The 23,409-nt window shown below is 64.0% G+C and carries 22 protein-coding genes; 11 read left to right on the forward strand and 11 right to left on the reverse strand.

The genetic code is table 11. The annotated features are described in order from the left end of the window. The first annotated feature begins 171 nt into the window (after positions 1 to 171). The 5 genes from purL to ACR65T_RS04250 all read left to right on the forward strand — a co-directional run bounded on the left by purL (position 172) and on the right by ACR65T_RS04250 (position 5,118). Positions 172 to 2,418: a phosphoribosylformylglycinamidine synthase subunit PurL gene (gene purL, locus ACR65T_RS04230; protein ID WP_434495313.1), complete on the forward strand. Its 2,247-nt coding sequence runs from the start codon at positions 172 to 174 to the stop codon at positions 2,416 to 2,418. Between the two features lies 1 nt (position 2,419). Continuing rightward, entirely contained in the window at positions 2,420 to 2,650 is a 231-nt protein-coding gene (locus tag ACR65T_RS04235; RefSeq protein ID WP_434495314.1) for a BolA/IbaG family iron-sulfur metabolism protein, read from the forward strand. Between the two features lie 49 nt (positions 2,651 to 2,699). Further along, complete coding sequence (grxD, locus tag ACR65T_RS04240) at positions 2,700 to 3,044, forward strand: Grx4 family monothiol glutaredoxin (protein ID WP_434495315.1); 345 nt, start codon at positions 2,700 to 2,702, stop codon at positions 3,042 to 3,044. Between the two features lie 133 nt (positions 3,045 to 3,177). Beyond that, on the forward strand, positions 3,178 to 4,173 hold the full coding sequence (pdxA, locus tag ACR65T_RS04245) for a 4-hydroxythreonine-4-phosphate dehydrogenase PdxA (RefSeq protein WP_434495316.1): 996 nt from the start codon (positions 3,178 to 3,180) through the stop codon (positions 4,171 to 4,173). Continuing rightward, positions 4,174 to 5,118, forward strand: a complete 945-nt coding sequence (locus ACR65T_RS04250) for a ribosomal RNA small subunit methyltransferase A (RefSeq protein ID WP_434495317.1) — start codon at positions 4,174 to 4,176, stop codon at positions 5,116 to 5,118. Here ACR65T_RS04250 and ACR65T_RS04255 read toward each other — a convergent pair. The 7 genes from ACR65T_RS04255 to fabG form a co-directional block, all read right to left on the reverse strand. Then, on the reverse strand, positions 5,112 to 5,471 hold the full coding sequence (locus tag ACR65T_RS04255) for a DUF488 domain-containing protein (RefSeq protein ID WP_434495318.1): 360 nt from the start codon (positions 5,469 to 5,471) through the stop codon (positions 5,112 to 5,114). The genes ACR65T_RS04250 and ACR65T_RS04255 overlap by 7 nt on opposite strands. Positions 5,472 to 5,502: 31 nt before the next feature. Continuing rightward, the gene (gmk, locus tag ACR65T_RS04260) at positions 5,503 to 6,144 is read right to left on the reverse strand and encodes a guanylate kinase (RefSeq protein ID WP_434495319.1); all 642 of its coding nucleotides are present in this window, start codon (positions 6,142 to 6,144) and stop codon (positions 5,503 to 5,505) included. A 72-nt stretch (positions 6,145 to 6,216) separates the two neighbouring features. Continuing rightward, a complete protein-coding gene (locus tag ACR65T_RS04265; protein ID WP_434495450.1) occupies positions 6,217 to 7,104 on the reverse strand; it encodes a YicC/YloC family endoribonuclease in 888 nt (295 codons plus the stop codon). Between the two features lie 75 nt (positions 7,105 to 7,179). Continuing rightward, positions 7,180 to 8,967, reverse strand: coding sequence for an endolytic transglycosylase MltG (mltG, locus tag ACR65T_RS04270; protein ID WP_434495451.1), 1,788 nt, complete (start codon positions 8,965 to 8,967; stop codon positions 7,180 to 7,182). Between the two features lie 714 nt (positions 8,968 to 9,681). After that, a complete protein-coding gene (gene fabF / locus ACR65T_RS04275) occupies positions 9,682 to 10,944 on the reverse strand; it encodes a beta-ketoacyl-ACP synthase II (protein ID WP_434495452.1) in 1,263 nt (420 codons plus the stop codon). 94 nt (positions 10,945 to 11,038) lie between these two features. Continuing rightward, positions 11,039 to 11,278 (reverse strand): acyl carrier protein, encoded by a 240-nt coding sequence (locus tag ACR65T_RS04280; protein ID WP_014891668.1) that lies wholly within the window; start codon positions 11,276 to 11,278, stop codon positions 11,039 to 11,041. 299 nt (positions 11,279 to 11,577) lie between these two features. Further along, entirely contained in the window at positions 11,578 to 12,315 is a 738-nt protein-coding gene (fabG, locus tag ACR65T_RS04285; protein WP_434495320.1) for a 3-oxoacyl-[acyl-carrier-protein] reductase, read from the reverse strand. A 425-nt stretch (positions 12,316 to 12,740) separates the two neighbouring features. Between fabG and ACR65T_RS04290 the strand changes: the two genes are divergently transcribed. Continuing rightward, positions 12,741 to 13,517 carry an outer membrane protein gene (locus ACR65T_RS04290; protein WP_434495321.1) on the forward strand — a complete coding sequence of 259 codons (777 nt, stop codon included), beginning with the start codon at positions 12,741 to 12,743 and terminating at the stop codon, positions 13,515 to 13,517. Positions 13,518 to 13,619: 102 nt separating this feature from the next. Here the strand turns inward: ACR65T_RS04290 and fabD are convergent, their stop codons facing one another. Then, positions 13,620 to 14,567 (reverse strand): ACP S-malonyltransferase, encoded by a 948-nt coding sequence (gene fabD / locus ACR65T_RS04295; RefSeq protein ID WP_434495322.1) that lies wholly within the window; start codon positions 14,565 to 14,567, stop codon positions 13,620 to 13,622. 105 nt (positions 14,568 to 14,672) lie between these two features. Here fabD and ACR65T_RS04300 point away from each other — a divergent pair, with 105 nt between their 5' ends. Further along, positions 14,673 to 15,239 carry a nucleoside deaminase gene (locus tag ACR65T_RS04300; protein ID WP_434495323.1) on the forward strand — a complete coding sequence of 189 codons (567 nt, stop codon included), beginning with the start codon at positions 14,673 to 14,675 and terminating at the stop codon, positions 15,237 to 15,239. Between the two features lie 30 nt (positions 15,240 to 15,269). Here ACR65T_RS04300 and ACR65T_RS04305 read toward each other — a convergent pair whose 3' ends face one another. The 3 genes from ACR65T_RS04305 to ACR65T_RS04315 all read right to left on the reverse strand — a co-directional run bounded on the left by ACR65T_RS04305 (position 15,270) and on the right by ACR65T_RS04315 (position 18,493). Then, positions 15,270 to 15,722: a GIY-YIG nuclease family protein gene (locus tag ACR65T_RS04305; RefSeq protein ID WP_434495324.1), complete on the reverse strand. Its 453-nt coding sequence runs from the start codon at positions 15,720 to 15,722 to the stop codon at positions 15,270 to 15,272. 11 nt (positions 15,723 to 15,733) lie between these two features. Then, positions 15,734 to 17,677 (reverse strand): acetate--CoA ligase, encoded by a 1,944-nt coding sequence (gene acs, locus ACR65T_RS04310; protein WP_434495325.1) that lies wholly within the window; start codon positions 17,675 to 17,677, stop codon positions 15,734 to 15,736. Positions 17,678 to 17,860: 183 nt separating this feature from the next. After that, positions 17,861 to 18,493, reverse strand: coding sequence for a Crp/Fnr family transcriptional regulator (locus tag ACR65T_RS04315; RefSeq protein WP_424373305.1), 633 nt, complete (start codon positions 18,491 to 18,493; stop codon positions 17,861 to 17,863). A 285-nt stretch (positions 18,494 to 18,778) separates the two neighbouring features. Between ACR65T_RS04315 and leuD the strand changes: the two genes are divergently transcribed. The 4 genes from leuD to hpf all read left to right on the forward strand — a co-directional run bounded on the left by leuD (position 18,779) and on the right by hpf (position 23,258). Further along, positions 18,779 to 19,384 carry a 3-isopropylmalate dehydratase small subunit gene (leuD, locus tag ACR65T_RS04320; RefSeq protein ID WP_434495326.1) on the forward strand — a complete coding sequence of 202 codons (606 nt, stop codon included), beginning with the start codon at positions 18,779 to 18,781 and terminating at the stop codon, positions 19,382 to 19,384. Between the two features lie 137 nt (positions 19,385 to 19,521). Continuing rightward, positions 19,522 to 20,514, forward strand: coding sequence for an LPS export ABC transporter ATP-binding protein (gene lptB / locus ACR65T_RS04325; protein WP_434495327.1), 993 nt, complete (start codon positions 19,522 to 19,524; stop codon positions 20,512 to 20,514). Positions 20,515 to 20,857: 343 nt separating this feature from the next. Then, positions 20,858 to 22,426, forward strand: coding sequence for an RNA polymerase factor sigma-54 (gene rpoN / locus ACR65T_RS04330; protein ID WP_434495328.1), 1,569 nt, complete (start codon positions 20,858 to 20,860; stop codon positions 22,424 to 22,426). Positions 22,427 to 22,676: 250 nt separating this feature from the next. After that, positions 22,677 to 23,258, forward strand: a complete 582-nt coding sequence (gene hpf / locus ACR65T_RS04335; RefSeq protein WP_434495329.1) for a ribosome hibernation-promoting factor, HPF/YfiA family — start codon at positions 22,677 to 22,679, stop codon at positions 23,256 to 23,258. Positions 23,259 to 23,409: the final 151 nt, after the last annotated feature.

The raw sequence follows: 23,409 nt of genomic DNA on the forward strand, positions 1-23,409 counted from the left end.
GATAGCGAACATCGCTTTGCTGCAACCGCTGCCGTGCACAGCGTCTTGGATGCGACTTTAGGCATAGGCGCGGCTTGCCGCGCCAGACGGCGCGCAGTAATCCTTGCGCCGCCGCAGCGCGGCGAAGACCCACGAAGCGCGGCCGAGATTTTCACGTCAATGCGAGGTTAAGTGAGCGCGACCGAACCCGCCGTTACGCCGGAGCTCGCCGCCGCGCATGGCCTCAAGCCCGATGAATATGCGCGGATCCTGACTCTCATCGGCCGCGCGCCGAGCTTCACCGAACTCGGCATATTCTCGGCGATGTGGAACGAACACTGTTCCTACAAGTCCTCGCGCGTCCATCTGCGCAAGCTTCCGACCAAAGCCCCTTGGGTGATTCGCGGTCCGGGCGAGAACGCCGGCGTCATCGACATCGGCGATGGCGACGCCTGCGTCTTCAAGATGGAGAGCCACAACCACCCCTCCTTTATCGAGCCTTATCAAGGCGCGGCGACGGGCGTCGGCGGCATTCTGCGCGACGTGTTCACGATGGGGGCGCGGCCGATCGCCTGCTTGAACCTCCTGCGCTTCGGCCGCCCTTCGCATCCCAAGACGCGGCGGCTCGTGGCGGGCGTCGTCGCCGGCGTTGGCGGCTACGGCAATAGTTTCGGCGTGCCCACCGTTGGCGGCTCCACGGAATTCGATCCCTCTTACGACGGCAACATTCTCGTCAACGCCATGGCGGTCGGGCTTGCGCGGGCCGACTCGATCTTCTATTCGGCCGCCGCCGGCGTCGGAAATCCGATCGTGTATCTTGGCTCCAAGACCGGCCGCGACGGCATCCATGGCGCCACCATGGCCTCGGCGTCCTTTGAGGAGGACGCGGAGGAAAAACGCCCCACCGTGCAGGTCGGCGATCCTTTTTCGGAAAAGCTGCTGTTGGAAGCTTGCCTGGAGCTGATGGCGTCGGGCGCGGTCATCGCCATCCAGGATATGGGCGCCGCCGGGCTGACATCTTCGGCGGTGGAGATGGGGGCTAAGGGCAATCTCGGCATCGAGCTCGATCTCGACGCCGTTCCCTGCCGCGAAGAGGGCATGACCGCCTATGAAATGATGCTCTCGGAGAGCCAGGAGCGCATGCTCATGGTTCTCAAGCCCGAACTCGAAGAACAGGCCGAGGCGATCTTCAAGAAATGGGGACTGGATTTCGCCATCGTCGGCAGGACGACCGACACGCTGCGCTTCGTCGTCAAGCACCAGGGCGAGGTGAAGGCCGATCTGCCGATCAAGGAATTGGGCGACGAAGCGCCACTCTACGACCGTCCCTGGACGCAAACGCCGAAGCAGCCGGCGCTCGATGCGGCGTCGATCAAATCGCCCCTGTCGAACCGTGAAGCGCTGCTGAAACTCCTGGCGACGCCGAATCTCTGCTCGAAGCGCTGGGTCTGGGAGCAATACGATCACCTCATACTCGGCAATAGCGTGCGGCCTCCCGGCGGCGACGCCGCCGTGGTCAGGGTGAAGGAGGGACCGAAAGGCCTGGCGCTGACCACCGACGTCACGGCGCGCTATTGCGCCGCCGACCCTTACGAGGGCGGCAAGCAGGCGGTCGCCGAAAGCTGGCGCAACATCACCGTGCGCGGCGCGACGCCGCTGGCGCTCACCGACAATCTGAATTTCGGCAATCCGGAGCGGCCCGAATATATGGGCCAGTTCGTCGGTTGCCTGGAGGGGATCGGCGAAGCCGCCCGCGCGCTGGATTTCCCCATCGTTTCGGGAAACGTCTCGCTCTACAATGAGACGCAGGGCGCCGGCATTCTGCCCACCCCGGCGATCGGCGGGGTCGGACTGATCGCCGACGTCGCCAAGGCGGCGCAAACCGGCTTTACGAGAGACGGCGACGCGATCCTGCTCATCGGCGAGACGAAAGGCTGGCTCGGCCAGTCAGCCTATGCGCACGATCTATGCAGGCGCACGGACGGCGCGCCGCCGCCGGTCGATCTTACCGCCGAGCGGCGCAACGGCGACTTCGTTCGGGGACTGATTCTTTCCGGGCGCGCCAGCGCGGCGCATGACCTCTCGGATGGCGGCCTCGCCGTGGCGCTGGCGGAAATGGCGCTCTCCGGCGACAGGGGAGCCGAAATCGCGGCGCTCCCATCGGGTCCCGGACACGCGACGCTGTTTGGAGAAGATCAGGCCCGCTATCTGGTCGCCATTCCGCAGGGCGCGGACGCCGCCGAGGTCGTCCGAGAGGGCGCGGCGGCAGGCGTGCATGTCCTGGCGATCGGCCGCGTCGGCGGCGACGCCTTGATCCTGCCCGGCGAGGCGCCGATATTGCTGACCGAGCTGCGCAAGGCGCATGAAGCCCCGCTGCCGGCCTTCATGGCCGGAGATGACAACGCGCTTTCGGGCGCTTTCTCGACACAGGTGTCATAAAATGCCCATGCCCTCCGCTGAAATCGAGCGTCTCATCAAGTCCGCCATACCCGACGCGCAGGTGGAGCTGACCGCGCTCGTCAACGACGACGATCATTGGGCGGCGACGGTCGTCTCCGAAAGTTTCCGCGGTCTCACCCGCGTCAAGCAGCACCAACTGGTCAACGCCGCGTTCGGCGACCGGCTCGGCGGCGAATTGCATGCGCTGCAGCTGACGACGCGGGCGCCATAATCTCTCTCCTCAACCGGCGCCTTGAACGCCGCAAGAAAGGCAAATGACAATGTCCGAAGACGCCAACTCCCGCATTAAGAGCGAAATTGAATCGTCCGACGTCGTGCTCTTCATGAAGGGAACGCCGCAGGCGCCGCAGTGCGGCTTCTCCATGCAGGTGGTGCAGATCCTTAACCATCTCGGCGTGCCTTACAAGGCGATCAACGTGCTCGCCGACGGCGCGATACGTGACGGCATCAAAGCCTATTCCAACTGGCCGACAATTCCGCAGCTCTATGTGAAGAATGAATTCATCGGCGGCTGCGACATCGCCAAGGAAATGTTCCAGAGTGGGGAACTCGTCGCTTTGCTCGACAAAGAAGGCGTTCCGCACGTGCAGTCAGGGAAGGCTTAAGCCTTTTCTTCTAAGACCAGCGATTGCGCGTCGCTTTTCGTGAGCGGCGCGTATTTGTTTTTTACGGTCCAATGATGCTTCGAGCGATCAGCCGACGTCGAGAGATGCGACCAAGCGCGTCCGCGCGCGCGTCATGACGCCGCCTCTCGCCCTGACCCAAGGCGACCCTTCAGGCATTGGGCCGGAACTCGCGCTCATGGCCTATGCCATGCGTCAGTCGTGTGATCTGCCACCCTTCTTCTTGCTCAGCCATCCAGCTTTCATCGCCCGCGTCGCGGCCACTCTCGCGCTCGAAATCCAGATTGAAAGCACAACGGCGGCGCAGGCCCGCGATGTCTTCTCGCGTGCGCTGCCTGTCGTCGATACGGGGCGTCATGTTGTCGCCGGCGCGCCAGGCCGTCCCGATTGTCATGACGCTCAATCAACAATTGGCTCCATCGAGCAGGCGGTGGAATGCGTCGCCAAGGGCGAAGCGCGCGCCGTCGTCACCAATCCGATCGCGAAATCGGTTCTCTATGAAGCCGGATTCAAACATCCCGGCCACACCGAGTTTTTGGCGGAGCTGGCGCATCGTCATTATGGCGGCGATTACCGCGCGGTGATGATGCTGTGGTCGGAGGAGCTCGCCGTCGTTCCGATCACGATTCACATTCCGCTCGCCGACGTCTCGAAAAACCTGACGCGCGAACTGATCGTCGAGACGGGAGAGATTGTGGCGCATGATCTGCGCGCGCGTTTTCACATCAGTAAGCCGCGCCTCGCTTTCGCCGGCCTCAATCCTCATGCGGGTGAAGAGGGCGCGCTTGGCCGCGAGGAGATCGACGCCATCGCGCCGGCGATCGCGCAATTGCGCGCGCTTGGCGTCAATGCGTCCGGACCTTTTCCCGCCGACACGATGTTCCACGAATCCGCTCGTGCGAAATACGACGTGGCGCTCTGTCCAACGCATGATCAGGCGTTGATCCCGATCAAGACGCTCGCCTTTGACCGAGGGGTCAATGTCACGCTCGGCCTTCCCTTCGTGCGCACTTCGCCCGATCATGGAACGGCCTTCGACATCGCCGGCAAAGGAATCGCCGATCCGACGAGTTTGATCGAAGCGATCAAACTCGCAGGACGCATCAGTTAAGTGGTCGACGCGCTGCCGCCTTTGCGAGACGTCGTCGCCCGTTACGGACTCGACGCAAAAAGATCGCTCGGACAGAATTTTCTGTTCGACCTCAATCTCACCGCGCGCATCGCCCGCGCCGCCGGACCCTTCGATGACACGGTCATCGTTGAGATCGGTCCCGGTCCCGGCGGGCTGACGCGTGCGCTACTCGAGCAAGGCGCGCGAGTCATCGCCGTCGAACGCGATCCTCGCTGTCTGCCGGCGCTCGAAGAGATCGCCGCGCATTATCCAGGCCGGCTAACGATCGTCGAAGGCGATGCTTTGGAGATAGACATTGCAGCGCTCGTGCGGACCCACGCGTCCGTCATTCTCGACGCTCGTGAATCCAGGGCAAATTCCGATTACAACGCCGCTGCTCTGGATTCCCGATCAGACCTCCGGCCTGCCGGGAATGACAACCGAGTTTCCGCCCGCATTTGCGCCAACCTTCCTTACAACGTCGCGACGGCGCTGCTGACGAGGTGGATCGCAGCGGAACCCTGGCCCTCGGTCTTCGACCGCTATGTGCTGATGTTTCAAAGAGAGGTCGCGCTGCGCATCGTCGCGACGTCGAAAGAGCGCGCCGATTATGGTCGGCTCGCGGTGCTGTGCGGCTGGCGCACGAAGGCGCGCATTCTCTTCGATGTGTCGCCCGCCGCCTTCACGCCGCCGCCGAAAGTGACCTCTTCCGTCATTGAGCTGACGCCAAATCCCAGGCCGCTTCACTGCGATCCACACGCATTGTCGCGCGTCACGCAAGCCGCCTTCGGACAGCGCCGCAAGATGTTGCGGCAAAGTTTGAAGTCGCTTGGCGTCGATGCGGCGGCGCTGCTCGCGGCGGCCGGAATAGAAGGAACCAAACGCGCGGAAGAAATCGACGTCGCCGGTTTCGTCGCTCTGGCCAATGCGCTTTCGGCTCAGTGACGTTTGCGCAAATAGTCTCGCAGCACGACGGCGTTGTTCATCGACTCATCGCGCGCCGCATAGAGCAATGTGACGCGGCCCTTGCGCGTCATGGCGCGAAGCGCCTCGACTTGCGGCTGCGCCTCGGGCGCGGCAAGCTGGGCGCGATAGCGCTTTTCAAATTCTTCCCAGCGCTCTGGCTTATGCGCGAACCAGCGTCGCAGCGTATCGCTTGGCGCGACGTCCTTCGCCCAGAGATCAAGATCCGCCTTGTCCTTGCGCAGGCCGCGCGGCCAAAGCCGATCGACGAGCACGCGCGTTCCATCCTCCGCCTGCGCGGGTTCATAGACGCGCTTGAGAGCAATAGGGGCCATGGTGACGAGATAGCGCGGGGCGCGCGAAGAGCTATTCGCTCAAAAGCTTGGCGACGAATTGTTCGATTTCCTTGTCGCGCCTTGGCCGCCTCTGCCGTTCGGCGCGCAGGATTGCGATCAGATCATCGAAGGCGCGCTGCAGATCGTCGTTGACGATCACATAGTCGTAGTCTTTCCAGCGCGCGATTTCCTTGCGCGCATTCTCCAGCCGTCGCGCCATCGCGTCGCGCGAATCCTCTGCGCGCCGCTCAAGTCGGGCGCGCAGCTCGTCCATCGACGGCGGCAGGATGAAGACGGTGACGGCGTCAGCGCCCATCTTCTCGCGCACCTGGCGCGTGCCCTGATAGTCGATGTCGAACAGGCAGTCGCGGCCCTGCGCAAGGATGTCTTCGACCGGCGCGCGCGGCGTGCCATAGAAATTGCCGTGAACCTCGGCCCATTCCAGGAGTTCGCCGGCGTCGCGCATGGCGGCGAATCGACGCTCGGGGATGAAGCTGTAGTGGATGCCGTCGACTTCGCTCGAACGCCTTGTGCGCGTCGTCACCGAGATCGACAGCGTCAAGTCGAGATCGCGGTCCTGTAGCAGCATTCGCGTCAGCGTCGTCTTGCCCGCGCCGGAGGGCGAGGAAAGGATGAGGACAATGCCGCGGCGTCTGGATGGAGTCGGAAGCATGACTTTTCGAGAGCGAGTAGCCAATAGTGAGTAGCGAGTTAGCGAGTAGCGGCCTCGCTGTCCACTCGCTACTCACTCGATATTTTGAACCTGCTCGCGCAGCTGCTCGACCTCGATCTTCAATTCAAGCCCGATCGCCGAGAGTCCAGCGTCGTTCGATTTGGCGCAAAGCGTGTTGGTCTCTCGGCCAAGCTCCTGCGCCAGAAAATCCAGACGACGGCCGATCGGCCCGCCTGCGACGAGCAGTTTGGAAGCGCTCTCAACATGCGCCTTCAAGCGGTCGAGCTCCTCGCGAATGTCGGCTCGAACCGCAAGCAGCGCCGCCTCCTGATGCAGTCGCGCCGGATCGAGGGAGTCGGCGTTCTCCAGGAGGCGCGCGAGCTGCTGCTTCAGCCGGGCGCGAATCGCTTCGGGCTGGCGCGCCGGCGCCGCGTCGGCCTGCGCTGCGAGGATCGATATGCGGTCGAGCCGCTGACGAAGAACCGCCGCCAGGGCGCCGCCCTCCGCTGCGCGCGAGGCGGTCAGCGCGTCAAGCGCTTCGTCCAGCGATCCGAGAATATGCGCGTCGAGCTCGGCGCGCTCTGACTCGGATAGCTCCGGCTCGACGATCTCGACCACGCCGCGCACCGCGAGCAGACCGTCGAGCGTCGCGGGGCCGATATTGGCGGGCGGCGGGCGTTCGGAGAGCGCGGCGAGAAGGGCGTCGAGAGCGGCGCGGTTGAGACGGGCGACCTGACTTTCGTCTTCGCGCTTTGCGACAAGATTGGCGAAGACCGCCCCGCGGGCGAGCCGCGCCGCGATTTTTTCCCGCGCCTTGATCTCCAGGGAGTCGAAATCGGGCGGGGCGCGCAGACGCAGGTCCAGCCCCTTGGCGTTGACGCTCTTGAGCTCCCACGCATAACGAAAGGCGGCGACGGCGCCCTGAACGCGGGCGAATCCCGTCATGCTGTGAATGCTCATTTGCGGCGGCGACTCCGAGACGGCGAATCGGCGTGAGGCCGACATGCGCCGCGCCTGACTATCGCCGCGCCGGCCTTACCGCAAATCGCTCGTCATAGGGACCGTCTTAGCTGAGGTGAGATCCCAGCTCTTGTCGCGCAGCGGATCGAGCGGCGTGCCTTCTGAGGCGTCGAAGGCGCGCGGACGAAGGGGCCGACCGCCTGCCGCAGCCAAAGCCGTGGCGCCCGCCGGCGGCGCGGCGTCCTGGGCGAGCCGTCCGCCGAGCGCTTCTTCGGGAAGCTCGTCGGAGCCTGCCGCAAGTCCAAGACGCGCCGCGCGGGCCCTCTGTTCGGCGCGCTGCGCCGGCGAGACGGGATAGGCGGCGATCCCGCCGCCGTCGTCAGGCTGAGCGTCCGGACTCTCTCGCGCGATCGTCGTCATATCCGGGTTAAGCCGCTCCTCCTCCGCACGGGGCGCCGGGCGGCGGCCGACGAGAAGCATCGGGTCGAACAGCGCCCTGGCGCGCAGCTGCACGGATTCCTCGGTAAAGAAGGGCCGCGCCGGCCTCAAGGCGGCAAATTCAGCCGCCTGGACCTGCGTGCGGTCACCATGGCCGCCGAGGAAAAAATCGGCTTCGGCGTAAGCAAATTTGCCGAGCCGATGAGTCGGGCCGTCATCGGGCGCCATGGCCCGGTTCGGCGGAAAGTCTTCGTGACTCTCGGCAAGCGTGACGAGACGTCCAATGGGCGCCTGCGTGCGCTTATCGGGCTTGGGCGCGGCCGGCGCGGGGACGCCGGGCGTGGCGCGATCAACCGCGCCATCGGTCTTTTCCTTCTCCAATCGCCGCCAGTTCTGGACGTTGCGCGAATGCTGGTCGAGCGATTCGGAGAAGACATGACCGCCTGTGCCGTCGGCGACAAAATAAAGATCGCGCGTCGGCGCCGGATGCGCGGCGGCTTCAAGCGCCGCGCGGCCAGGATTGGCGATCGGTCCCGGCGGGAGACCGTCGATGGCGTAGGTGTTGTAAGGCGTCCACTTCTCGATCTCGGCGCGCATGATCGGCCGGCCGAGCGTCGCTTTTCCGCCGACGAGGCCGTAGATGATCGTCGGATCGGACTGAAGGCGCATGCCTTTGCGCAGCCGATTGACGAATACGGCGGCGACGCGCGGCCGCTCTTCGTCCTTGCCGGTCTCCTTTTCGACGATCGACGCCAGCGTCACCAGTTCATAGGGCGTGCGCAACGGCAGCTCCGGCGAGCGCTTCGCCCAGATCGCATCGAGCGTCTTGCGCTGATCCTCATGCATCTTCGCGAGGAGGCGCGCCCGAGGGTAGCCACGCGGGAATTTGTAGGTCTCCGGCAGCAGAGCGCCTTCCTTCGGCAGGTCGACGATATCGCCCACCAGCAGTTCGGCTTCTTTCAGCTTTTGCACAATTTGTTCCGAAGTCAGACCCTCCGGAATGGTCACGCTGTGCATGATCTGGCGACCCGAGGCGATCTGATCGATCACGTCGCGAAGGCTGATGTTTTTCTTGAAGCCATATTCGCCGGGCTTCAGCTTGCCGAGCTTGCCTTCGAGAACGATCCCGATCTGCATGAGCGTCGAACTGGCGATGACGCCTTCGCGCTCGAGTTGGGAGATGAGCTCAAGCAAGTCGCTGCGCGGCGGAATATAGACGACCTTGTCGGCCGCGAGCGGCCCCGGTTCTTTGAGCTTGTGCATAACGGCGATGACGCCGAAGACGCCGGCGACGAGCGCGACGAGCACGAAGCTCAGGAAGCCGCTCGCCACGGAAAGCGTTCCCTCGCGGCGCTTACGCTTTTTGGGCGGAGGCGCGGCTTTTACCTGCTTAGCGCTTTGCCGCGTCGCGCGCCGCCCGAACATGCCGGCGCCGGGGGAGGCGGCGTCGGGCTTTATCGCCGAGGGCTGGCCAGGCGGTTGGAGCGACGGCGTTTCAGCTTTGGCTGCGGGTGACGGCGGCGCGGGCTTCGCGATGTCGCCTGATGGCGGGGCGGGAGCTTTCGGCGGCTCGGGCAGACGCGTTTCAGCCTTCGCTGCGATCGGCGGCTGCGGCGCTGACGGCGGAGCCACAACGGGTTCGACAGATGGCGCTGGAACCGGCTTGGCGCTTTCAGCCGATGGCGGGGCGGGAGCTTCTGGCGGTTCGGGCAGAGGCGCTTCGGCCTTCGCCGCAATAGGCGGCTGGCTTGGAGGTTCCGGCGCGGACGCGACCATGGCCGGCCCTTTCACCGACGCGGCGTTGGGCGGCGAAACTTCCATCGGCGGCGCGCCAGAGTCCTCTGCGGGCGCGTTCAGGGTGGGTTGAGCTGTGAGGTCTTCACGCGGCGGCGCGGCGGCTTCGGCGTTTTTGGCCGAGTTCGGCTCGGCCGGCGGCGACGCTGCTGCGTCTGCTGGTTTTCCGGGCGCGCCTTTTTCGTCCGCTTCGCTCATCGCAACACGCCCATCAAACGTCGAAGATCTCACGCCGATTATCGCCGAGGACTTACACTATGCCTCATTGTGGCGAATTCAGGAAAGCGCCGCTTCGGTTCGCAGGCTTCGGCGCTTAGCGAGAATGCGCCGGATGTGCTCCCATGCTCAGGATGCGCGGCGAAACAGCAGCGAGGCGTTCGTGCCGCCAAAGCCGAACGAGTTCGACAAAGCGATATTGATTTCCTTCTCGCGGGCCTTGTGCGGCACGAGGTCGATCGTCGTTGCAACCGAGGGATTGTCGAGGTTGCGGGTCGGCGGCGCGACATTCGCCTGCATCGCCAGGATCGAATAGATCGCCTCGACGGCGCCGGCGGCGCCGAGCAGATGGCCGATCGCAGATTTCGTCGATGACATGGCGAGCTTGGGTTCGACATTGCCGAGAAGGCGTTCGACGGCCTTGAGTTCGATCTCGTCGCCGAGCGGCGTCGACGTGCCGTGCGCGTTCACGTAATCGATGTCGGTCACGGAAACGCCGGCGCGCTTCAGCGCCGCCTTCATGCAGCGATAGGCGCCGTCGCCATCGGGCGACGGGGCGGTGATGTGATAGGCGTCGCCCGACATGCCGTAGCCGATAAGTTCGGCGTAGATTTTCGCGCCGCGCGCCTTGGCGTGCTCATATTCCTCGAGCACCACGCAGCCCGCGCCTTCGCCCAGCACGAAGCCGTCGCGGTCCTTGTCATAGGGCCGGGAGGCGGCTTCGGGGCGATCGTTGAATCCGGTCGACAGCGCGCGGCAGGCGGCAAAGCCGGCGACGCCAATGCGATTGACGGGCGATTCGGCGCCGCCGGCGACCATCACGTCGGCGTCGCCCATCGCGATGATGCGCCCCGCGTCGCCGATGGCGTGCGTGCCGGTGGCGCAGGCCGTCACCACCGCATGATTCGGGCCCTTCAGGCCATGCATGATGGAGACATAGCCGGCCACGAGATTGATGATTCTGCCCGAGACGAAGAAAGGCGACACGCGGCGCGGTCCCTTCTCCCTCAAGGTGACGGAGGTTTCGTAAATGCCGCCGAGCCCGCCGATGCCGGAGCCAATCAGAACGCCAGTCGATTCCTGCTTTTCTGGGGTGTCGGCGACCCAGCCGGCGTCTTTTAGCGCCTGCGTCGCGGCGCTCGCGCCATAGATGATGAAATCATCGACCTTGCGCTGCTCTTTGGGATCGAACCAGTCGTCAGGATTAAACGTGCCGTCCGCGCCGTCGCCGCGCGGCACGACCGCCGCGATCTGACACGCGAGGTCGGAGGCCTCGAACGTGTCGATACGTTTGAAGCCGCATTCTCCCGCGGCGAGACGGCGCCAATTGGCATCCACGCCGCAGCCCAAAGGAGATACGACGCCAAGACCGGTGACGACCACCCTGCGCATGGCTCTACCCTCGAACATTTTCTTGTTGTCGGAAATGGCGGCGTCGGCGAAGCCTCGCGAGAGGATTCGCCGCGCGCTTGGATCTTTAAGTTCGTCAGGCGGCTTTCGCCTTTTCGAGGAACTTCACCGCATCGCCCACGGTGAGAATCGTCTCGGCGGCGTCGTCGGGAATCTCGACGCCGAATTCTTCCTCGAACGCCATGACGAGTTCGACGGTATCGAGCGAATCGGCTCCCAGATCGTCGATGAAATTGGCTTTGTCGACGACCTTGTCGGCTTCGACGCCGAGATGCTCGACAACAATCTTTTTCACGCGCTCGGCGACATCGCTCATCTTCTTTGATCCCTGTCTGCGTTTGGCGCCTTACGCGCCCTGTGGCGATTTAGAGCAGGCCAGCTGGCGCGCTCCATGATCGCCCTTCATCCCTTGTAACGTGCAATCGCGCGCCGATCGCCCTGATGTGTGCGAGACGCGTTGCGGCTTGCTCCACCGGGTTTAAATCGCGGCGACGCCGCCCCTCAGCGGCGAGGTCTGGTAGCATACTTCCCTGGGCATGGCGAGAGGCGCCCCCGCGTTCTCACGGACGCGGCGAAAGGTCGCCGCAGACGCGTTTTCCAGGCGATTCGCCGCTCCTAGATCATGGCCATGCCGCCATTGACGTGCAGGGTCTGCCCGGTGACGTAGCCCGCCTCGGCGCTGGCCAGATAGACGCAGGCGGCGGCGACGTCGGCGCCGGTCCCGAGCCTGCCGGTAGGCACCATGCGCAGGATCGCCTCCTTCTGCGCGCCGGTCAGCGCGTCGGTCATCGGGCTTTCGATGAAGCCGGGCGCGACGCAATTGACGGTCACGCCGCGCGAGGCGACCTCGGCGGCCAGCGACTTCGACATGCCGATCATGCCGGCCTTGGCGGCGGCGTAATTGCCTTGCCCGGGATTGCCGGTCACGCCGACGACCGAAGTGATCTGGATGATCCGGCCGAAGCGCTTTTTCATCATCCCGCGCAGCGCCGCGCGCGACAGGCGAAACGCCGACGTCAGATTGACGTTGATGACGGCGTCCCAGTCCTCGTCCTTGAGGCGCATGAACAACATGTCGCGGGTGATGCCGGCGTTATTGACGAGAATGTCCAGACCGCCCATCGCCGTCTCCGCCGCCGGCACGAGTTTCTCGGTCTCGTCCTTTTGCGAAAGATCGCAGGGCAGAATGTGCGTGCGGCCGTTCAATTCGCCGGCAAGCGCCTCAAGCGCCTCTTTCCTCGTGCCGGAAAGCGCCACGGTCGCGCCGGCGGCGTGAAGCGCGCGCGCGATCGCCGCGCCGATTCCGCCGCTCGCGCCCGTAACCAGCGCAGTCTTGCCGTTAAGATCAAACATATCTCCCCCTCTCCTCCCTCGCGCCGATGGCGCGAGCTTTATAGCTCAGTTCGGGGGAGTGGCCTTTTTTCAGCCGCGGTTCAACTTCAAACGACCGCCTCCACAACGGCGGACGCCACCGATGCCCAGTCGGAAATTGGGAGAAAGTGGGCGCCAGTCCGGCTTCGTTTCGCAAGCGACGGATTCGAGACTGAATTGCTCAACGACGCATCGTAATCGGCGTCAAATTTCATTGTGGCGCAACTGCAACAGTCGAAATCTTTTGGGTCTTTTGGGCCCGATTTTACCTTCTGTTTGTTGTTTCCCGCGCGAAATTTGCGCACAGTCCGCCGTGCTTGGGGGTCAGCGTCCTTAAACGTCCGAGAGAGTCACAGGACTGACGCGCACCTATTAATTTAAGTTGGCTCGAAATGAAGGATAGAGAGATGAAGACAGCGATCTCGGCCCTGGCTCTGGCGACGGCGCTTTTCGCCGGCGCCGCGAACGCCGCCGATCTACCCTCCCACAAGGCTCCTCCGCCGTACATTCCCCCGCCGCCGATCATGACCTGGACCGGGTTCTACGCCGGTCTTAACCTCGGCGGTGGCTTCTTTGCCAGCAATTCCTCCAATCAGGGTTGGAACGGGGGCTGGAACAACGGCAACAACAGCACCGGCGGCGTGATCGGCGGCGGTCAGCTCGGCTATAACTTCCAGGTTACGCCGATGTTCGTCGTCGGCGTTGAGACCGACTTCCAGGGCACGAGCCTCGGCTCGGGCGGCGGAAACAACAACAACTGGTGGTTGTTCGGCGGCGGTTTCGGCGGCGGCGCAGGCACGGCGCGTCTGAACTGGTTCGGCACCGTTCGCGGCCGCGTCGGCATCACCCTGCTGAGCCCGCAACTGTTGGTCTACGGCACGGGCGGCTTCGCCTATGGCGAAGTGCAGCGCAACAGCTGGTGGAACCAGAACAGCGCCGTGCAGACGGGCTGGACCGCTGGCGGCGGCGCCGAGTGGATGTTCTTCCCGAACTGGTCCGCGAAGGTCGAGTATCTGTACACGCAGATCAGCGGCAGCAACAGCAACAACAACTGGCTGTTTGCGTTCAACCCGGGTTGGGGCCTGAACAATGTGAACAACCGCACGCGCTTCCACACGATCCGCGCGGGCATCAACTACCACTTCAACTTCGGCTCCCCGGCGCCGGTGTTGGCCAAGTACTAATCCTAGTACTAATCCTACCGATCGACCTTACGGTCGAGAGAATGGGCCCGGTCCTCGCGACCGGGCCTTTTCTTTTGGCTCTTCCGTTTCTCTTCCCGGCCTCTATGCGAAGCCGCGATAGGCGTCGAAATCGGTGGGCGCGCCCACCGAAATGCCAGCGGCCTGCGGGGCGATTCGCTTCAACAGCCCCGCCAGCACCTTTCCCGAGCCACATTCGACGAACTTCGTCACGCCGTGATCGGCCATATAGGCGACGCATTCGCGCCAGCGCACGGCGCCGGTGACCTGCTCGACGAGCAAGCGGCGAATCGCCTCAGGGTCCCGCGTCGGCTCCGCCGTCACATTGGCGACGACCGGAACGCACGGGGCGCTGATCGCCGCGCCGTCGAGCGCCTCGCGCATGGCGTCGGCGGCGGGCTGCATCAAGGCGCAATGGAAGGGCGCGGAGACCGGCAGCAGCAGCGCGCGCTTGATTCCCTTCCCCTTGGCGATGTCGATCGCCTTGTCGACGGCCGCCTTGGCGCCCGAAATCACCACCTGGCCGCCGCCATTGTCATTGGCCACCTGACAGACGCCGTTCGCCGCCGTCGCCGCCGCCTCGGCGACGGCGCGCGCCTGATCGAGGTCGGCGCCGAGCAGCGCCGCCATGGCGCCTTCTCCGACAGGGACCGCCTTCTGCATGGCGTCGCCGCGAATGCGTAAGAGCCGCGCGGTGTCGGAAATCGACAGCGCGCCGGCGGCCGCCAGCGCCGAATATTCTCCCAGCGAATGTCCGGCGACGAAGGCCGCGTCGCGCGAAAGATCAAGGCCGCATTCGGCCTCCAGCGCGCGAATCGTCGCGAGCGATGCCGCCATCAAGGCCGGCTGGGCGTTGGCGGTGAGCGTCAGCTCCGATTCGGGGCCTTCGAACATGAGTTTCGAGAGCGGCTGCGACAGCGCATCGTCGACCTCGGCGAAAACCGCGCGCGCGGGCGCGAAGGCGTCGAACAGCGCCTTGCCCATGCCGACCGCCTGAGATCCCTGACCGGGAAAAATGAAAGCCTTCTGCATGCGTAACCGTCCCTGCTTATTATTGTTTGGGTCGCCGCGTGTGGCGCCGGGGGGTTCGCTGTGTCAAGTTGGCGGGTGAGGTCGAAAAGCGCGCTGGAGCGGGAGATGAGCCAAACGACATGCGGCGGCGACGGCGGCCGCTTCAATCGGCGCGCCGCGCTGGCGACGATCGGCGCAGGTTTTGGGTTAGCCTTTGGCGCCGCGCCGGCGCAGGGCCATGCCAAGCGCGCGCCGATCCGGCCGGAAGACGAAGGCTATATGCGGATGGCGATCGCGGAAGCCGCGAAGGGCGACTTTCCCTTTGGCGCCGTGATCGTGCGCGAGGGCAAGGTCGTCTCGACGGGACGCAATCTCGGCGTGACGAACAATGATCCGACCGCGCATGGCGAGATGGTGGCGATCCGCCGCTTCGTCGCCGACAATCCGGCGAAGGAGCTTAAAGGCGCGACGCTTTATACGTCGGGCGAGCCCTGCCCGATGTGCATGGGCGCGATTGTCTGGTGCGGCATGGGGCGCGTCGTCTACGCCGCGTCGATCGAGCAGCTTGAGAAGCGAATCGGCCAGATCATGATCACCAGCAAGGCCGTGGCGCAGGCCGCACCCTTCGCCCATATCGAGATTACTGGCGGCCTGCTCGCGCCGGAAGCGCTCGCGCTGTTCGATAAGAAGTGAGCGAAGCACGACGCCTTAAACGGCGAAAGCCTAGTGGGTGCCGAAATCATTATGCGGGGTCTTGAGCGTGATGGCGCAATAAATCTCCAGAAGCGCCTGCCTAGTTTGGTCCGGCTCCGCTACTGCTCGAAACTCCATTGCTCGGACGCGTTCCTTTGCCCTTCTAAAGGCATCCATGAATTCTTGATCCTGGAGCAGTCTCTCGCGTGCGCCTTTTCGGAAATCAACTTCTCTCCCCGTCTCGTCGCGAGCCATGAGCGCCGCTAACGCTGCTTGGTTTGTTTGGGAACAACGGCGGGTATGCTGCCGACGACGCTGGGCAATGTTGTTCGAACGACCAACGTAGAAGGGATCGCCATTCTCGCTAAAGAGATAGACTCCTTTTATGGGAAGGATCGCTCCTTTTTCATACGGCAATGACACGATCAAATGTTCGAACTTGGCATGCAGCGATTCGACGGCCTGCTGAAATTCTGGGCTCATATTTCGATCCTCTATCGGGCATTGCTCTCCGGCCTCTCCCTTACCAACTCCTCCACCACCCCCGGGTCGGCGAGCGTCGATGTGTCTCCCAAAGCGCCAAACTCCCCTTCGGCGATCTTGCGCAGGATGCGCCGCATGATCTTGCCCGAGCGCGTCTTTGGCAGTCCCGGCGCGAATTGCACGATGTCGGGCGTCGCGATCGGCCCGATCTCATGGCGCACCCAATGCACCAGCTCCTTGCGCAGATGCTCGCTCGGCGTCACGCCCTGATTGAGCGTGACGAAAGCATAAATGCCCTGCCCCTTGATGTCGTGCGGATAGCCGACGACGGCGGCTTCCGACACTTTCTCATGGGCGACGAGCGCGCTTTCGACTTCCGCCGTGCCGAGCCGATGGCCCGAGACATTGATGACGTCGTCGACGCGGCCGGTGATCCAGTAATCGCCGTCGGCGTCGCGCCTGGCGCCGTCGCCGGTGAAATATTTGCCGGGAAAGGCGGAAAAATAGGTCTGCGCGAAACGTTCGTGGTCGCCATAGACGGTGCGCATCTGCCCCGGCCATGAATCCGAGATCACGAGCAAGCCTTCGCACGCGCCTTGCAGAACATTGCCGAGCGGATCGACGATCTCGGGCGCGACGCCGAAGAAGGGCCGCGTCGCCGAGCCGGGCTTCAGATCAATCGCGCCGGGCAGCGGCGAGATCAGCACGCCGCCGGTCTCCGTCTGCCACCATGTGTCGACGATCGGGCAGCGGCCGTCGCCGACGACGCGGTGATACCATTCCCAGGCTTCCGGATTGATCGGTTCGCCAACGGAGCCGAGCAGGCGCAGCGATTTGCGGCTGGTCTTTTTGACGGGCGCTTCGCCCGCCGCCATCAGCGCGCGAATGGCGGTCGGCGCCGTGTAGAAAATATCGACCTTATGCTTGTCGACGATCTCCCAGAAGCGCGACACGCTCGGATAATTCGGCACGCCTTCGAACATCAGCGTCGTCGCGCCATTGGCGAGCGGGCCGTAGAGAATATAGCTGTGCCCCGTCACCCAGCCCACATCCGCCGTGCACCAATAGACGTCGCCGTCGCGATAGTCGAAGACGAGTTCATGGGTGAGCGATGTGTAGACGAGATAACCGCCGGTCGTATGCAGCGCGCCCTTCGGCTTGCCGGTCGAGCCCGACGTGTAAAGGATGAACAGCGGATCTTCCGCGTCCATCTCCGCATAGGGACAATCGGCGTGCACGCGCGCCGCTTCTTCCTCATAGCGGAAGTCGCGGCCGGGCTGCATGTCGATGTCGCCGCCGGTGCGCGTGACGACGATGACCGTTTTCGCGGACACCTTGTCGAGCGCCGCGTCGACATTGGCTTTTAGCGGAATCTTCTTGCCGCCGCGCAGGCCTTCGTCCGCCGTGACGATGACCTCTGATTCCGCATCCGCGATGCGCCCCGCAAGCGAATCCGGCGAGAAGCCGCCGAAGACCACCGAATGAACGGCCCCAATGCGCGCGCAGGCGAGCATGGCGAAAGCGGCCTCGGGAATCATCGGCAGATAGATGGTGACGCGATCGCCCTTCTTGACGCCGTGCGTCTTGAGCACATTGGCGAAGCGGCAGACTTCCTCATGCAGCTCGGCGTAAGTGATATGACGTGAGACGGAAGGATCGTCGCCCTCCCAGATGATCGCGGTCTTGTTGGCGCGCTCCGGCAGATGCCGGTCGATGCAATTCATCGCGACATTGGTGGTGCCGTCCTCGAACCAGCGTATCGAAACATTATGCGTGTCGAAGCTGGTGCGCTTCACTTTTGAAAAGGGCGTGATCCAGTCGATGCGCTGCGCCTGTTCGGCCCAGAAGCCGTCCGGATCTTTGATGGAGCGTTCGTAGAGCCGGCGATAGGCCTCTTCGTCGATGCGCGCGCGCTTTTTCCAGTCGTCCGGGACGGGGTAGATTTTTTGCGACATTCGTTTCTCCATCGACGCATTCCGTAAACGCCCGCCCGTCATGGCCGGGCTTGTCCCGGCCATCCACGTCTTTATGGCGACGCAGATCGGGAGAGCATGGCGCAGTGTCTCGGCGTGGATGCCCGCGACAAGCGCGGGCATGACGCGGAAAGGGGACGCTTACCGGCACGGAATGGGGAGCGCTCATCCTTTGCGGGCGCGGGCGAGCTCCACATTATGCTGCATGCGCTGAACCATCAGCCGCATCAGGTAAAAGCCGAATTGCGGCGTTTGCGCCGCGAGTTGCAAGAGATCGTCATAGCGCACGCAGAGCAGCTCGACGTCGGTCGCGGCGACCGCGGTGGCGGTGCGGCGATTTTCATTGGTGAACATGCCCATCTCGCCAAACAGCGTGCCGGGCTTTAGGGTGACGTCGGGCTCGCGCAGATGAATCTCGCCGCGCACCAAGAGATAGGCTTCCTCGGACAGATCGCCGATGCGATGCAGGACGAAGCCTTCGGAAAGCTTCAAGGGCCGCATATAGGGACGCAGCCATTCGAAATCGAAATCCTCGGAGGCGGCGGCGCGAATGTCCTGGACGAGCCGCCGGATCTGGCGGAGCCGCACGATGTTGACCGGGACCAGAAAGGCGTTGAGCGCGAAGAGCGGGTAGAGACCCTTGAGGAAAAAGTAGGCGGCGAACAGCGCATTGGCGAGGATCGCCGCGATCCGCAGCGGGATCATGGTGTTCGACACATAAACGAACACGCTCGCCGCCGCGGCGAGATAGCCGATGACTTCGATAAGCAGACCGTTCAGCGTCGTGGGCAGCGTCATGGCGAGATCGCTCGGACTTCAGCTTCGCCCAACACCTTTAGCAGAAGACTTTGCAAAAATGCGAGGGCGGAACACGTCGCCGCCCCGGGCGTTGCAAAGATCTACGGGGTGGAGCGGGAATCGCCATGACGCAGTCCGCCAGCATTCGTCCCGCCCGCGCCCGGGCTGCTTTTCCGGCCGCCGCCGCAGGAGGTTTGAGCCGCGCCTCATCCGTTTGGCGCTTTGCCCTTGCTGCGGCGATTTGGTAAAGGGCGCTAGACTTCCTCGCGCCACACCGAAAGAACCATGGACAAATTCACCACGCTGACGGGCGTCGCGGCGCCGTTGCCGATCATGAACGTCGATACGGACATGATCATCCCCAAGCAATATCTCAAAACCATCCAGCGCACCGGCCTCGGCAAGGGCCTCTTTTCGGAGATGCGCTATCGCGACGACGGTTCCGAGAATGCCGATTTCGTCCTGAATCAGCCGGCCTACCGCAACGCCCGCATCCTCGTCGCCGGCGACAATTTCGGCTGCGGCTCGTCGCGCGAACACGCGCCCTGGGCGCTGCTCGACTTCGGGATCCGCTGCATCATTTCGACGAGCTTCGCCGATATTTTCTATAATAATTGCTTCAAGAACGGGATCTTGCCGATCGCGGTCAGCGAGGCTGAGCTCGACAGGCTGATGGACGACGCCAAGCGCGGCGCGAACGCCACCCTGACCGTCGACCTCGCGGCGCAGGAGATTCGCGGGCCGGACGGCGGCGTGATCACATTCGACATCGACCCCTTCCGCAAGCATTGCCTGCTGAACGGGCTCGACGACATCGGGCTGACTCTCCAGAAGGCCGACAAGATCGACGACTATGAAAAGCAGGCCGCGGCGAAGCGCCCTTGGGCGTGACTGCGACTCGTCGGTGCCGCAGTGCGGCGCCGGGCTAATGTTTCCGAAGCGGCGCTTATGGGATAGAGCACCCCTGACGGGGCGGCGAGCGTCGCTTCCAATCGCTGGACGCCCAGAGCGACGGACAAGGCGCGCGCTTGAGTTATCTTTCCGCCCTTTCCATGCGTTTTCGCGCCGCCGGCCAGTCGCTGGCGCGGCTCGCTTACGGCGTGAGGCGCTCGCGAAAGCCTGACGACATCGCGGAAGGCCAATGGCGTGACGCCGGCGCCGAAAACTTAGGCGCCGATTCCGACGAGGCGGCGCGCGACGCAAACTTCTGGGGACCAGCGTCGACGAACGAACAAGCTGAGCCGCCGCCGGCCTTCGAGCCGGGCTCCGCCTATCGGGAACCCGCCGGATTCGACGGCCAGGGCCTGCTTTCAATTCACAATCTGGCGAAGTCCTACAAGGTGCGCCGCGTCGTCGAAGACGTGAGCCTGCATGTGGCGCGGGGCGAGGCGGTCGGGCTGCTTGGCCCCAACGGCGCCGGCAAGACCACAGTTTTTTATATGATCACCGGGCTGGTGAAGCCCGACAAGGGCGTGATCTCGCTCGACGGCTATGATGTGACGCCGCTGCCGATGTATCGCCGCGCGCGGCTCGGAATCGGCTATCTGCCGCAGGAGGCGTCGGTGTTCCGGGGCCTTTCGGTCGAGGACAATATCCGCGCCGTGCTCGAGATCACGCAGCCCGACGCCAAAAAGCGCGAGGAGGAGCTGGAGGCGCTTCTTGAAGAGTTCCGCCTCACCCGCATGCGCCACACGCCGGCCGTGGCGCTTTCCGGCGGCGAACGGCGTCGCTGCGAGATCGCCCGCGCGCTCGCCGGCCACCCGTCCTTCATGCTGCTCGACGAGCCTTTCGCCGGCATTGACCCGATTGCCGTCGGCGGCATTCAGGACCTTGTGCGGCATTTGAAAGCGCGCGGCATTGGCGTGCTCATCACCGACCATAGCGTTCGCGAGACTTTGGGCCTCACCGACCGCGCTTACATTATCTACAACGGCCATGTGCTGACCGAAGGAACGCCTGACGAAATCGTCGCCAATCCGGACGTTCGGCGCATCTACCTCGGCGAAGATTTCCGCATGTAGCGCCGCAGGCGCCGTTTCTTCAGAGACGGCGGGGCGCCTCTTGGCGGCGTGGCGGCAAGGGCGCTTTCGCGCAGGCGAGTTCAAGTTGTTTTTTGCGCGGCGGCGAAGCCGCGTCGTGCAGCGCCAAGGTTGCGCTCTCGGCGCCCCACGGGCGTTCTCCAAGAAGGGTCGCCTGTTGCCCGTTCGGGCGTCTTCGCGTTCGACAAATTGGTGATTAAGGCTTGGGCGTTTTGCTCGGCGGCGCGCTGCTTTTTTGGCCCTGTGCGCGCTGGTCCGAAGTGATATAAGCAAGAACCGCGCCGCACAGCGGCGGCCGATGGCGTTTTCGAGTGGGCCGAGCGAAATGGCGATTTCCACCAAGTTGATGATGCGTCAGGGCCAAGCCCTGGTGATGACGCCGCAGCTGCTCCAGGCGATCAAGCTGCTACAGTTTTCCAATTTGGAGCTTGCCGCCTTTTTGCATGATGAACTCGAGCGCAATCCGCTGCTCGAAGCGCAGGAAGGCGATGGCGGCGTCGATGCGGCCGATCATGCTTCCCAGGGCGCCGAGCCGAGCGGCGCGGAGGCCTTTGAAGGGCCGCAGGAGGGCGACTGGGCCCAGCAGGATCTCGCCGTCGACTCCGCGACGCTCTCGGCCGATCTCGGCGCCGACATGAGCAATGCTTTTGAGCCTGAGGGCCCTTCGATCGGGGAGCGGGCGCGGGATGAGGCCCCCGACGGCGCCGGCCTTTCGGCGACCTCCTGGACCGGGGCCGCCGGCGGCGGGCCGGCCGACGGCGAAGCGCCCAATCTCGAAGCTTATGTCGCCGATCGGCAGAGCCTCCACGAGCATCTCGCCGAACAGCTGGCGCTCGCCTGCCCCGATCCACGTCACAGAATCATCGGCCAATCGATCATCGATGCGATCGATGAGAGCGGCTATCTGCGAGAGGAGCTTGGCGAGATCGCCGCGCGTCTCGAGGCGGACATGGCGGAGGCCGAGCGCATTCTCGGGACGATCCAGACCTTCGACCCTTCCGGCGTCGGCGCGCGCGATCTTGCGGAGTGCCTCGCGATTCAGCTCAAGGAGCGCGACCGCTATGATCCGGCGATGCAAGCGTTCGTCGCCAATCTCCCGCTCGTCGCGCGCCGCGATTTTGCGCAACTCGCCAAGCTGTGCGGCGTCGACGACGAAGACGTCGCCGACATGGCGGCGGAGCTGCGCCGATTGGAGCCCAAGCCCGGCCGAGCGTTCGGCGGCGCCCCGATTCAGCCGCTCGTCGCCGACGTCATCGTTCGCGCCGCTGCGGACGGCGCCTGGCATGTGGAGCTCAACGCCGACGCGTTGCCGCGCGTATTGGTCAACCACAGTTACGCGGCGCAAGTCAGCGCCGTCGCCACCGGCCCCGCCGACAAAAGCTTCATTTCAAGCTGTCTGCAGAACGCCAATTGGTTGACCAAGAGTCTCGAGCAGCGGGCCCGCACCATTCTACGCGTCGCTTCTGAAATCGTGCGATTGCAGGACGCCTTCCTCACCCATGGCGTCGAACATCTGCGTCCGCTGAACCTGCGCACGGTCGCCGATGCGATCGGCATGCATGAGTCGACGGTCTCGCGGGTGACGTCGAACAAATACATGATGACGCCGCGCGGCGTCTTCGAGCTCAAATATTTCTTCTCCGCGTCGATCGCCACGACGAGCGGCGCCGCCGCGCATTCGGCCGAGGCGGTACGCTTTCGCATCAAGCAGATGATCGATCGGGAAACGCCCGACGGCATCCTGTCAGACGACGCGATCGTCGAACGGCTGAAGGCGAGCGACATTGAAATCGCCCGGCGCACGGTTGCGAAATACCGCGACAGTTTGCGCATTCCATCCTCGGTCGATCGCCGCCGCGCCAAGCTTGCGCAGGCGCGCATGACAACTAATTAATTGACCTATGTGGTCCTGAGGCTTGAAGCTTCGCCATGGGAAGACTCCATTGACTTCGCACGCCGAGGCTTCTAACGCTGCGCGGAATTTCCGCTCTTTGGTTAGATGGCGGGCGATTCGCTGACCCCTCAGGCGGAGTTCCAGGGCGGATGGGGGCGCGTTGGCGGTTGGTCTGACGGCGGCGCGGCAGGCGCGCGGCTGGCCCTTGCCGCGCCGAAACTTCGCTCGCAACGAAAGTTCGGAATGCAAAATGTCTCTTAGGGTTTCCGGCAAGAACATCAACATCGGCGAAGCGCTTCGGGCTCATGTGACGCAGAGGCTGGAGACGGCGGCGGCGAAATATTTTGACGGCCGAGTCAGCGGCCACGTCACCATTTCGCCGGAGGGCTCGGGCTTTCGCGCCGACTGCAGCCTGCATCTCGCCTCCGGAATCGTGCTGCAGGCCGACGGCCGCGCACAGGAGCCCTACGCCTCCTTCGATCAGGCGGCGGAGCGCTTCGAAAAGCGTCTGCGCCGCTATAAGAGCAGGCTCAAGAGCCATCACGAGCATGGCGACGGCGCTCAGGCCGAGGTCGTCGCCCATCACGTGCTTGAGGCGCCCGATCAGGAAAATGAGGCGTCAGCGGAGTTCAGCCCCGCGATCATCGCCGAATCCACCACGCAATTGCGCCGGCTGTCGGTTTCGGCGGCGGTGCTCCACCTCGATCTCACTGGCGCGCCCGTCGTGGTGTTCCGGCACGCCAACACCGGCCGCGTGAATGTCGTCTATCGGCGCGGCGACGAAAATATCGGCTGGATCGACACCCCCGAATCGGAAGGCGACGCGCGCTGAAGGCAAAACGTCGTGGAATGGCCATAATAACGGCCTCCTCGGCACGTATCTTGCCATTTTCCCACGTCCCTACGGGTTTGGCGAAAATAGCGAGACGTTGAAATTTCAAGGATGGTCTGCGCCTTTAGCGGCCCTAGACCTCCCATGAGAA

The organism is Methylocystis sp. (genome assembly GCF_051061285.1).
GTDB lineage: Bacteria > Pseudomonadota > Alphaproteobacteria > Rhizobiales > Beijerinckiaceae > Methylocystis.

What these genes read in the sequence shown, in the direction of transcription:
- ACR65T_RS04235 (WP_434495314.1), top strand. Translation starts at nt 2,420, where the DNA reads ATGCCCATGCCCTCCGCTGAAATCGAGCGTCTCATCAAGTCCGCCATA.
- leuD (WP_434495326.1), top strand. Translation starts at nt 18,779, where the DNA reads ATGGACAAATTCACCACGCTGACGGGCGTCGCGGCGCCGTTGCCGATC.
- fabD (WP_434495322.1), bottom strand. Translation starts at nt 14,567, where the DNA reads ATGCAGAAGGCTTTCATTTTTCCCGGTCAGGGATCTCAGGCGGTCGGC.
- rpoN (WP_434495328.1), top strand. Translation starts at nt 20,858, where the DNA reads ATGGCGATTTCCACCAAGTTGATGATGCGTCAGGGCCAAGCCCTGGTG.
- acs (WP_434495325.1), bottom strand. Translation starts at nt 17,677, where the DNA reads ATGTCGCAAAAAATCTACCCCGTCCCGGACGACTGGAAAAAGCGCGCG.
- ACR65T_RS04280 (WP_014891668.1), bottom strand. Translation starts at nt 11,278, where the DNA reads ATGAGCGATGTCGCCGAGCGCGTGAAAAAGATTGTTGTCGAGCATCTC.
- grxD (WP_434495315.1), top strand. Translation starts at nt 2,700, where the DNA reads ATGTCCGAAGACGCCAACTCCCGCATTAAGAGCGAAATTGAATCGTCC.
- ACR65T_RS04255 (WP_434495318.1), bottom strand. Translation starts at nt 5,471, where the DNA reads ATGGCCCCTATTGCTCTCAAGCGCGTCTATGAACCCGCGCAGGCGGAG.
- fabF (WP_434495452.1), bottom strand. Translation starts at nt 10,944, where the DNA reads ATGCGCAGGGTGGTCGTCACCGGTCTTGGCGTCGTATCTCCTTTGGGC.
- ACR65T_RS04290 (WP_434495321.1), top strand. Translation starts at nt 12,741, where the DNA reads ATGAAGACAGCGATCTCGGCCCTGGCTCTGGCGACGGCGCTTTTCGCC.
- ACR65T_RS04315 (WP_424373305.1), bottom strand. Translation starts at nt 18,493, where the DNA reads ATGACGCTGCCCACGACGCTGAACGGTCTGCTTATCGAAGTCATCGGC.
- mltG (WP_434495451.1), bottom strand. Translation starts at nt 8,967, where the DNA reads ATGTTCGGGCGGCGCGCGACGCGGCAAAGCGCTAAGCAGGTAAAAGCC.
- gmk (WP_434495319.1), bottom strand. Translation starts at nt 6,144, where the DNA reads ATGCTTCCGACTCCATCCAGACGCCGCGGCATTGTCCTCATCCTTTCC.
- pdxA (WP_434495316.1), top strand. Translation starts at nt 3,178, where the DNA reads ATGACGCCGCCTCTCGCCCTGACCCAAGGCGACCCTTCAGGCATTGGG.
- ACR65T_RS04265 (WP_434495450.1), bottom strand. Translation starts at nt 7,104, where the DNA reads ATGAGCATTCACAGCATGACGGGATTCGCCCGCGTTCAGGGCGCCGTC.
- hpf (WP_434495329.1), top strand. Translation starts at nt 22,677, where the DNA reads ATGTCTCTTAGGGTTTCCGGCAAGAACATCAACATCGGCGAAGCGCTT.
- ACR65T_RS04305 (WP_434495324.1), bottom strand. Translation starts at nt 15,722, where the DNA reads ATGAGCCCAGAATTTCAGCAGGCCGTCGAATCGCTGCATGCCAAGTTC.
- fabG (WP_434495320.1), bottom strand. Translation starts at nt 12,315, where the DNA reads ATGTTTGATCTTAACGGCAAGACTGCGCTGGTTACGGGCGCGAGCGGC.
- ACR65T_RS04300 (WP_434495323.1), top strand. Translation starts at nt 14,673, where the DNA reads ATGAGCCAAACGACATGCGGCGGCGACGGCGGCCGCTTCAATCGGCGC.